At 67.6% G+C, this 9,185-nt stretch carries 11 protein-coding genes; 6 read left to right on the top strand and 5 right to left on the bottom strand.

The window, feature by feature from the left end; all coding sequences use genetic code 11:
• Positions 1-192, top strand: a 192-nt coding sequence (locus ACSBP4_RS19385; RefSeq protein ID WP_435553180.1) for a DUF7523 family protein, incomplete at its 5' end; no start/stop codon positions are given.
• A gap of 17 nt (positions 193-209) precedes the next feature.
• On the opposite strand, the gene ACSBP4_RS19380 is transcribed toward ACSBP4_RS19385, so the two are convergent.
• Entirely contained in the window at positions 210-614 is a 405-nt protein-coding gene (locus ACSBP4_RS19380) for a winged helix-turn-helix domain-containing protein (protein WP_049964177.1), read from the bottom strand.
• Positions 615-712: 98 nt separating this feature from the next.
• Here ACSBP4_RS19380 and ACSBP4_RS19375 point away from each other — a divergent pair, with 98 nt between their 5' ends.
• The 3 genes from ACSBP4_RS19375 to ACSBP4_RS19365 all read left to right on the top strand — a co-directional run bounded on the left by ACSBP4_RS19375 (position 713) and on the right by ACSBP4_RS19365 (position 4,183).
• Positions 713-1,333, top strand: coding sequence for a DUF7509 family protein (locus ACSBP4_RS19375; RefSeq protein ID WP_049964176.1), 621 nt, complete (start codon positions 713-715; stop codon positions 1,331-1,333).
• A gap of 91 nt (positions 1,334-1,424) precedes the next feature.
• Positions 1,425-2,924 carry a cysteine--tRNA ligase gene (gene cysS, locus ACSBP4_RS19370; RefSeq protein WP_435553179.1) on the top strand — a complete coding sequence of 500 codons (1,500 nt, stop codon included), beginning with the start codon at positions 1,425-1,427 and terminating at the stop codon, positions 2,922-2,924.
• A gap of 83 nt (positions 2,925-3,007) precedes the next feature.
• On the top strand, positions 3,008-4,183 hold the full coding sequence (locus tag ACSBP4_RS19365) for an ATP-binding protein (protein ID WP_435553178.1): 1,176 nt from the start codon (positions 3,008-3,010) through the stop codon (positions 4,181-4,183).
• 10 nt (positions 4,184-4,193) lie between these two features.
• Here ACSBP4_RS19365 and ACSBP4_RS19360 read toward each other — a convergent pair whose 3' ends face one another.
• From ACSBP4_RS19360 to ACSBP4_RS19345, 4 genes are all read right to left on the bottom strand, one after another.
• Positions 4,194-5,282 carry a presenilin family intramembrane aspartyl protease PSH gene (locus ACSBP4_RS19360; RefSeq protein ID WP_435553177.1) on the bottom strand — a complete coding sequence of 363 codons (1,089 nt, stop codon included), beginning with the start codon at positions 5,280-5,282 and terminating at the stop codon, positions 4,194-4,196.
• Positions 5,283-5,365: 83 nt separating this feature from the next.
• The gene (locus ACSBP4_RS19355; RefSeq protein WP_006180892.1) at positions 5,366-5,605 is read right to left on the bottom strand and encodes an H/ACA ribonucleoprotein complex subunit GAR1; all 240 of its coding nucleotides are present in this window, start codon (positions 5,603-5,605) and stop codon (positions 5,366-5,368) included.
• Between the two features lies 1 nt (position 5,606).
• On the bottom strand, positions 5,607-5,888 hold the full coding sequence (gene srp19, locus ACSBP4_RS19350; RefSeq protein WP_006180893.1) for a signal recognition particle subunit SRP19: 282 nt from the start codon (positions 5,886-5,888) through the stop codon (positions 5,607-5,609).
• Positions 5,889-5,987: 99 nt separating this feature from the next.
• Positions 5,988-7,109, bottom strand: coding sequence for a PGF-CTERM-anchored ABC transporter substrate-binding protein (locus ACSBP4_RS19345; protein WP_435553176.1), 1,122 nt, complete (start codon positions 7,107-7,109; stop codon positions 5,988-5,990).
• A gap of 60 nt (positions 7,110-7,169) precedes the next feature.
• On the opposite strand from ACSBP4_RS19345, the gene btuC reads away from it, so the two are divergent.
• Entirely contained in the window at positions 7,170-8,273 is a 1,104-nt protein-coding gene (gene btuC, locus ACSBP4_RS19340) for a vitamin B12 ABC transporter permease BtuC (protein WP_435553175.1), read from the top strand.
• On the top strand, positions 8,270-9,185 hold a 916-nt coding region (locus ACSBP4_RS19335; RefSeq protein ID WP_435553174.1), incomplete at its 3' end, for a heme ABC transporter ATP-binding protein. The genes btuC and ACSBP4_RS19335, both read left to right, overlap by 4 nt.

The following is a 9,185-nucleotide window of genomic DNA, read 5'->3' as shown; positions in this document are numbered from 1 at the left end:
GAGGTCGACGCGGCCGCCGCGGCGGCCGTCCTCGAGCGGCTCGGCGTCGAGGGGATCGCGCCGGACGCCGCGGCCGTCGCCGACGGAACGATGGTCCTCGTCGTCGATCGACGCGCGGGGGCGACGGCGCTGCGGACGGTCGAAAACGCGCTCGAGAACGCCGTCGTCCGCGACGGCGACGACCCGGACTGACGGACGGGGAACGGAATTCAGTCCGCGCTGCTGTCGTAGGCGTCGCCGAAGTCCCACTCGCGGCGGAGGAGTTCTTCGACCCCGTGTTCGAGGATGACCTCGCCGAGGATCGTCGCCCTGTAGTAGGTGTAGAGGCCGTCGCTGTCCCGCTCCGAACGCGCTCGTTTCTCGACGAGCCCGACCTCGCGGAGCTTGCCGAGGTGGTAGTGGAGCGTACTGTCGTCGACGTCGATCATCGAATCCAGCTCCGTGGGCGTCAGCTCGTCCGTGTGAGAGAGTCGATAGAGGATCTCGAACCGGGTTCGGTTCCCGACCGCGGCCTGCATCTCGAGGTACTCCTCGAGGGAGAGGACGCTTCGCTCCGGGAGGAGATCGTTCGGATCGTCCGGGGCGTCGTCGGCCCGAGTGTGTTTCGTCCCCATCGTACCGATGCCTACTCGCTCTCCGTTTTTAGTCTTTGTCAAGCCAACGTTCGCTGAAAACACCCCTATTTATATACTAACCGCGAGTCGCTCGAGGTATGACTCGGGAGATCACCCGGGATTTCATCGCCGATCGGCTCGGAACCGTCGGGTACGACCGGTTTTTGCTCTATCTGATGGGGCCGTACAAATCGTTCAACCTGAACTACGTGTTGACCGACGAGGAACTGCAAGACGTGGCGGTCGAAGACCTGCCCAGCCCCTTCGAACGGTTCTTCCAGAACGAGGACGAGATCGACGAGGCGAAGGCGCTCCTGCGTCGAGTCCAGGGATCGCTCCGGGCGGATCCGGGGGTGAACGCGTTCCTCGCGGTCGACGCCGATATCGATACGGACGAGGTCGATGCGGTGACCCAGAGCATCGAGTACACGCGGTGTGCGAACGCGACCGCGTTCGTCCTGCCGTTTCTCGGCCACAATTTCGGCGTCGGCGAGGAGGCGGGGAGCATTCTCGAGGCCGTCGCGGAGACGGGAAGCGACCGGATCGTCTTTGTTCGCGAGGCGAACGTGACCAGCGAGATGATCCGATCGGCGCGGACTCGGTGGGACCTCCGCATCGAGACCTACGAGACGGAAGCGGAACTGATCGAGACGCTGCGGCGGTTCGTCGTCACGACGATGAACCGCGAGCGGTTCGGTGACCTCGAGTACCTCGATTGATTCCGAGCCGAATCGACCGTTCGGTCCCGGGTAATCGCCGCGTTTGCGGTGCATCACACCGTTTAACTGTCGTCCGGGGGAAGTGAGCCCAATGACCCTGCACGTGACGAACACGTTGACGGGCGAGAAAGAGCCGTTCGAGCCACAGGATCCGGAGAACGTCTTGCTCTACTACTGTGGCCTGACGGTCTCGGACCCGCCCCATCTGGGCCACGCCCGCTCGTGGGTCCACGTCGACGTCATGCACCGCTGGCTCGAGCAACTCGGCTACGACGTGCGTCACGTCGAGAACTTCACCGACGTCAACGAGAAGATCGTCGCCCGCGTCGGCGAGGACGACCTCGGCGCGGACGAACGCGAGGTCGCCGAGAGCTACGTTCGGCGGACGATCGAGGACATGCGTTCGCTGAACCTCCTGCGTGCGGAGGTCTACCCGCGCGTCTCCGAACACGTCCCCGAGATCGTCGACCTCGTCGAGACGCTGATCGAGAAGGGCTACGCCTACGAGTCCAACGGGTCGGTCTACTTCGACGTGACGAGCTTCGAGGAGTACGGCAAGCTCTCGAACCAGGAGCTGACCGAGATCGAGTCACAGGGCGACCCGGACGAGCGCTCGGAGAAGCGCCACCCCGCGGACTTCGCGCTCTGGAAGGCCGGCGGCGTCGATCCCGACGCCGTCGCGGAACACCGCCACGAGGGCGTCGACCACGGCGGCGACCCGCCCGAGGGCCTGACCTGGGACTCCCCGTGGGGCGAGGGCCGGCCCGGCTGGCACATCGAGTGTTCGGCGATGAGCATGACCCACCTTGGCGAGACGCTGGACATCCACGTCGGCGGCCGCGATCTGGTCTTTCCCCACCACGAGAACGAGATCGCCCAGTCCGAGGCCGCGACGGAGCAGCAGTTCGCGAACTACTGGCTCCACTGCGAACTGTTCCAGATGGACGAGGAGAAGATGTCCTCGAGTCTGGGCAACTTCGTCACGGTCGCGGAGGCGATCGACCGCTGGGGGGCAAACGTCGTGCGGACCTTCCTGACCGCCGGCTCCTACAACAGCCAACAGCTCTACTCCGACGAGACGATCGCCGAGGCCGAAGAGCGCTGGGAACAGCTCGAGCGCGCTTACGAGGCCGCCGCCGAGACGCTCGACTCACCCGCGGCGAGTTCGAAGGCCGAAGACCTGACGCTGCGTGAGGCGGTCGCCGACGCCCGCGAGGCCTTCAGGACCGCGATGAACGACGACTTCAACACCCGGGAGGCCCAGTCGGCGCTGCTGTCGGTCGCGACGGCGATCAACCGCCACCTCGAGGCGGTCGGCGACGAGGGAGCTGACTACCGCGGGCTCCGCCGGGCCGTCGAGACGCTCGACGAACTGGGCGGGATCCTCGGGCTCTCCTTCGACGGGTCGACGACCGGCTCGGCCGAACTCGCCGGCGACGTCGTCGAACTCGTCCTCGAGGTCCGCGAACGGGAACGCGAGGCGGGCAACTACGAGCGCGCCGACGAACTCCGCGACGAACTCGCGGCGCTGGGAATCGAAGTACAGGATTCGGACGACGGCCCGACGTATCGGCTCCCCGACGGCGAGTGAGGGCGGGCCCGGATGGATCGACCGGTTCTCGATAGTCGGTCGGTAGCACACCCCTCAAGTAGATCCCGCTCCAAGAGTGGGTAATGAGTAGTTCAGGCGAGGACTCGTTGGTCGCCGCCGGCTTCGATGCGTTGGCCGCCCGCGTCGCGATTCTCGATACGAGCGGTACGATCGTCTACACGAACGAACCCTGGGAGTCGTTCGGCGACGAACAGGGACTGGCACGGAGCGCGGGCGGCGTCGGGAGTAACTATCTCGCGGTCTGTGAGGCGAGCGACGATCCCGATGCGGTCGAAACCGCACGCGGGATCCGCGCGATCGCCGCCGGCGACAGCGAGTCGTTCCGCCTCGAGTACCCCTGCCACACGCCGGGCGAGGACGGCTGGTACCTGCTGGATGCCAGACCGTACGACCACGGCGGCGAGCGGTTCGTCCTCGTCATGCACGTGGACATCACCGAACGCAAACTCCTCGAGCGGCGGACGCAGGAACAGGCCGACCGGATGGAGTCGTTCGCCACACTGCTCTCTCACGACCTCCGGAACCCGCTGTCCGTTGCGCTGGCGCACACGGAGATGCTCGAACTGGACGACGGCGTCGACCTCGGCGACGACAGCGACGAGAACCCGTTGCGCGCCTCGCTCGAGCGCATGGAGTCGATCATCAACGAGGCATTGCTCCTCGCGACGGTCGATACGGTCGAGGAGACCGAACTCCTGGCGCTCTCGCGGGCCGTCGAGACTGCCTGGACCACCGTCCGCACGGACGGCGCGAGCGTCGACGTCGTCGACGACATCGCGATCCGTGCCGATCCGTCGCTGCTGACACACCTCTTCGAGAACCTGTTTCGAAACGCTGTCGAACACGGTTCGACAAGCCCTGACTCCCGAACTCGTCAGGACGCCGTCGAACACGGGGGAGACGGCCCCCGTATCGAGGTCGGGGCCCTCGAGTCGGCGCCCAGCGGCGAGAGCAACGGCCCAGCAGAGTCGGTCGAGGCCGAGCGCGAGGCCGCCGACTGGCCGGTCGAGGCGACCGATTACGACGGGTTCTACGTCGAAGACGACGGTCCCGGAATCCCGCCCGACGAGCGCGAGCGGGTGTTCGAATCGGGCTACTCGAGCGCCGGCGGCTCGGGCTTCGGGTTGGCGATCGTCAGCGACGTGGTCGACGCCCACGGCTGGTCGATCAGGGTCACGCCGGGACGAAACGGCGGCGCTCGGTTCGAGGTTCGCGGCGTCACCGTGGTCGAGCGATAAGCACCTGCGGTCAGAACCCGACCGCAGTCGCGATCGAGACGCCGCTGGCGAGCGCGCCGAGCAGATAGCCCCCGATCGCCCCGCCGTTCAACAGCGGGAGGCCCGCGTGGGCCCGCCCCTCGATCACCATGTACATCAGGACGAGCAAGCCGGCGATCGTCCCCAGCGACGCGCCAAGCGCCGCCAGGTTCAGCGCGAGCCCCGGAACCGCGATCGCCCCGGCCTCGAGGAACGACGCCGCACTGGCGACCAGCACCGTCGGGATGACGGCGTCGCCCAGCCCGATGAAGAAGGCGTCGCGCTCGAGGACGTCATCCTCGACTGCTTCGTCGTCGGTCGTGGCTGTCCCATCGTCGTCTTCGGCCGCTTCGCCGTCGCTCCCGTCCGCGGCCGTCCCGTCGTCGCCCGCGTCCTCGTGTTCGGCGACCGGCTGGCCGCCGTCGGCGGCACTTTCGTCCTCGAGGGCGTCCTCGGCGCTGCCGGCCGCGAGATAGGAGTACGACAGCGTCGTCGGCACGACGAGGACGACCGGGATCTTGAGGTCCATCACGCCCTCGGCGAGATCGAGCATGTGTTCGGTGCCGTAGACGCTGATGGCGTCGTAGACGGCCAGCACCGAGAGTAACAATAGGGCCGGCAGGAGCCCGAAACTGATCCCGAAGAGGGCGGCGGCACCGGCTCCCATCACGATCCCCGCGCCGTCGATGACGTACCACTCGGGATACCACAGCAGGGCGGCACCGACGGCCAGCGAGGCGAGGACGGCGAGTCCGTCGGCAACGCTGGCCGGGGCGATCGGCTCGACGAGGGCGGGCACGAGTTCGGCGAAGACGTACCACGAGATCATCACGCTGACACCGACCAGTAGGAGTCTGATCAGCCCCTCGAGGTCGTACCGGAAGGCGGCGAGCATCAGCGCGGTCGCGACGAGCATGATACCGACGTAAAAGATGCTGTTGGTCGGATCCTGCGGGTTCTCGACGGCTTGTCGTCCCGACTGGTCGAACGGTTCGACCAGCGCGAGGGCACCGATCTGGACGGCGACGAACAGCAGGACCGTCGCGCCGACGGCCGCGAGGATCCGGCTCCGATCGTTCATGCGGCGGGGTTCGAACCCCGCTTATATCGGCTTTTTCACTCGAGGGCCGGGCGGTGACGAGGAGTGTCCGAGAGAAGCGACCGCTACCGCGCGTACAGCGTCGATCCGACCAGTGCGGGCAAGTGGACGCCGTCGTCGGGCGTCACCGCCAGATACGGCCGCGAGACCGGTCCGAAGACGTCGACCACGCGGCCGATCGCCTCGAGGTCGTCGTCGAGGACCGTCGTTCCGATCTCGTCGCGGTGGGCGTCGCCGTCCGTTTCGTCCGCCCGGAGGACCGCGAGGCCCTGTGCGGTGCGGACGACGCTTCCAACCCGGCGCATCTCACTCGCGCATCGCGACGACGTACGCCGCGACGGCTTGGACGAGGTCGTTCTTCGTCGAGTCGTCGGCCCCGCGGACGACGACCCGGCCCCGGTCGGCCCAGTGTTCCCGCGAGTAGGCCTTGTCCCGCTCGATCGTGGCGTCGTACCCGATCTGCTGGACGGCCTTCGCGATCTCGTCGACCGTCGGTTCCTCGACCGCCAGATCCTCGGCCACGCGCCGTCCCTCGGCCCGTGAGAGGGCCGCATCGAGATAGGCGGGCCAGATGACGTTCTCGACCATGCGCGTTCCTGTGCGGTCCGGCGAGTAAACCCTTTTCAAAACGATACGTCAGTGCGGGGGTACGGCGAACCGAACGGGAGACAGAAAGAACCGCGGACGCTATCGTCGCCGGGCAACGAAGCCGGCGGCGGCCAACAGGGCGATCAGTGCGGCGGCAGTGCCGAACCCGGGGATAGCGCTCTCGTTATCCCCGTCGCTCTCCGATCCGCCGTCCGACTCGTTGCCGTCGTCGCGGTACTCCTCGTCGACCGCCTCGAGGTCGCCTTCGATCTCGCTGTACACGTCGGGATGGACGTTCTCGATGATCGTCTCGATCGCGTAGACGACGTTGGGACCGGGCTGGCTCATCGCGTTATCGTCGACGGCGACGATGTTGTCCTCCTGGATGGCGGTCACTCCATCGAGGTCAGCCGTCGACGGCGGCGCATCCCAGCGGTCGCTGTCGGGGTAGACGATCCACTCGGGGTTCGCATCGACGACGACCTCCGAGTTCATCTGTCCCCATTCTACCTGGCCCTCCTCGGCCGCCAGGTTGGTCAGGCCGGCCGTCGTCATCACGTCGTGCTGGAACGTCTCCGTGCCGTGGGTGTCGCCGCTCTCGCCGCCGTCGTAGTACGCGAGCGGTGCGGACTCGTTTTCGAGCGCGTTCTCGTAGATCTCGAGGCGCTCGTTCATCCACTGGATCGTCTCCTCGGCACCGTCACACTCGCCGGTCACCTGCCCGGTCACGCGGACGTTCTCGCGAACGTCGTCGAGCGAGGTCGCTCGGTCGAGGACGACGACCGTGATCCCGGCGTCCTCGAGTTGCTCGAGGAGATCCTGATTGTAGAGAGCGACGTTCGCGGCGAGGACGACGTCGGGATTCAGGCTGATGATCTCCTCGGCGACGGGAGTCACGCCGTCGTCTTTGGTGATGTCGGTCCTGTCGCCGGCCTCGAGCGACTCGGTGTACTGGCCGACGGGCATGCCGACGACCGTGTCCTCGGCACCGATCGAGTAGGCGAGTTGTGCGTCGCCCGGATAGAGCGTGACGACCGACTCGGGTTCGTCCTCGATCGTCACGTCCTCGCCGGTCGCGTCGGTCATCGTGAGCGGATAGTCACACTGTACCTCGGCGTCTTGTACGGCTGCTCCAGTCCCAGTTCCGGCGCCGGCCACGGCGGGCCCGATCGCCGAAACTGTAAGGAGAACTGTCAGAATAACGGCTAGCTGTCGTTGCATCGGGAGTACATCTACCCCACTTCAACAAATATTTGCCTACTGCAAGCGAGGTTGAGACGAATGCAGCGACGGCACCGAACGGCAGTGTGGTCAGCAGGACTGAGCGTCCTGCTCGTGGCCGTCGTCATCGGCAGCGCCGCCCTCGGACCGGTCCGGATCGAGCCGGCGACCGTTGCGATGGCGATCCTCAACGGCGTCGCCGTCCCGTCCGGGATCGAAGTTGGGACCGCGACGCTGCCCCTGTTCGGATGGCCCGTGCCGGTTCCGGGCCTCGAGTTTTCGTCCGCGTTCTCGTTTCCCGTCGAGAAGACCCACGAGTACATCGTCGTGCAACTGCGACTGCCGCGGATCGTCCTCGCCGCGACGGTCGGGTTCGCGCTCGCCGCCGCGGGGACGGTGATGCAGGGGTTCTTCCGGAACCCGCTCGCCGATCCGTCGATCATCGGCGTCTCCTCGGGCGGTGCGGCCGGCGCGGTCGCGGCCATCGCCTTTCCCGCGCTCGTTCCGTTCGGCAGCCTCCATCTGGCCGCGTTCGTCGGCGCGCTCGCGACGGCGTTTCTCGTCTACGCGATCGCGACCGAGGGCGGACGGACGCCGGTCGCGACGCTGTTGCTCGCCGGCGTCGCCGTGCAGGCCTTTCTCGGCGCGATGATCTCGTACATGCTCATCCACAGCGGCGACGGCCTCAGGGAAGCCGTCGTCTGGTTGATGGGGAGCCTGGCAAACCGGGGCTGGAACGACGTCACGTTCGCGCTCCCGGTGTCGCTCGCCGGCGCGCTCGTGCTGGCAACGTACGCGCGGGAACTGAACGTCCTCCTGCTTGGCGAGGAGGACGCCCACCACCTCGGGGTCGAGGTCGAGCGGACCAAACTCGTCCTGCTCGCGCTCGCGAGCGTCGTCACCGCGGCGGGGGTCGCCGTCACGGGCGTCATCGGGTTCGTCGGGTTGGTCGTCCCCCACATCATGCGGCTGCTCGTCGGCCCGGACCACCGGATCCTGTTCCCGACGAGCGCGCTCGCCGGCGCGTCGTTTCTGGTCGTCACGGACACGATCGCGCGGTGGCCGGCCGGCCCGACCGAGGTCCCGGTCGGCATCGTCACGGCGGCGCTCGGTGCCCCCTTCTTCCTGTTCCTGCTCACGCGCCGGGAGGTGTACTCGGTGTGACGCCGGCCGACCGCGACTCCGGTGCCGGCCGCGACCGAGATGACGACCTCGAGCCGGCGTCGATCTCGATCACGGACTGTTCGCTGTCGTTCGGCGACCTCGCAGTCCTCGAGAACGTGTCACTGACTATCGAGCCCGGCGAGTTCGTCGGGTTCGTCGGCCCGAACGGGGCCGGCAAGACCACCCTTTTGCGGCTGATCAGCGGGGCGCTCGCGCCCGATTCGGGGTCGATCGCGATCGACGGAACCGACGTTCACGGACTCTCCTCGCGGGCCTCGAGCCGGCTCGTCTCGGTCGTGCCACAGGATACGACGCTGTCGTTTTCGTTCCCGGTGCGGGATGTCGTCGAGATGGGGCGACACCCGCATCGCTCGCGGTTCTCGTCGGCGACGCCCGCGGACCGCGCCGCGGTCGAACGCGCCCTCGAGCGGACCCGGACCGCGGAACTGGCCGACCGGCCGATCGACGAGGTCAGCGGCGGCCAGCGCCAGCGGGTCGTGCTGGCGCGGGCGATCGCCCAGGAGACGCCGGTGATGCTGCTGGACGAGCCCACCGCGAGCCTCGACATCAACCATCAGGTCGAGACGCTCGAGTTGGTCCGGGAACTGGTCGCGGAGGGCCGGACGGTCGTCGCGGCGATCCACGACCTCGAACTGGCGGCCCGCTACTGCGATCGGCTCGTGTTGCTCGCGGACGGGCGGGTCGCGGCGGACGGCCCGCCCTCGAGCGTGTTGACGCGGGAGGCGCTCGCGGACTCGTTCGACGCGAACGCGGTCGTGACGCCGAGTCCGGTGACTGGGACCGAGACGGTGACCGCGTTCGCGGCCGACCGCGAGGCGGGGCCGCTGCCGGACCGGGTCCACGTCCTGGGGACCGGCACCGCTGCGGCCGGCGTCATCGCCCGCCTCGAGG

This window comes from Natrinema sp. CGMCC1.2065, assembly GCF_051225675.1.
Classification (GTDB): domain Archaea; phylum Halobacteriota; class Halobacteria; order Halobacteriales; family Natrialbaceae; genus Natrinema; species Natrinema thermotolerans.
This window is presented reverse-complemented; position numbering and strand designations above follow the sequence as displayed.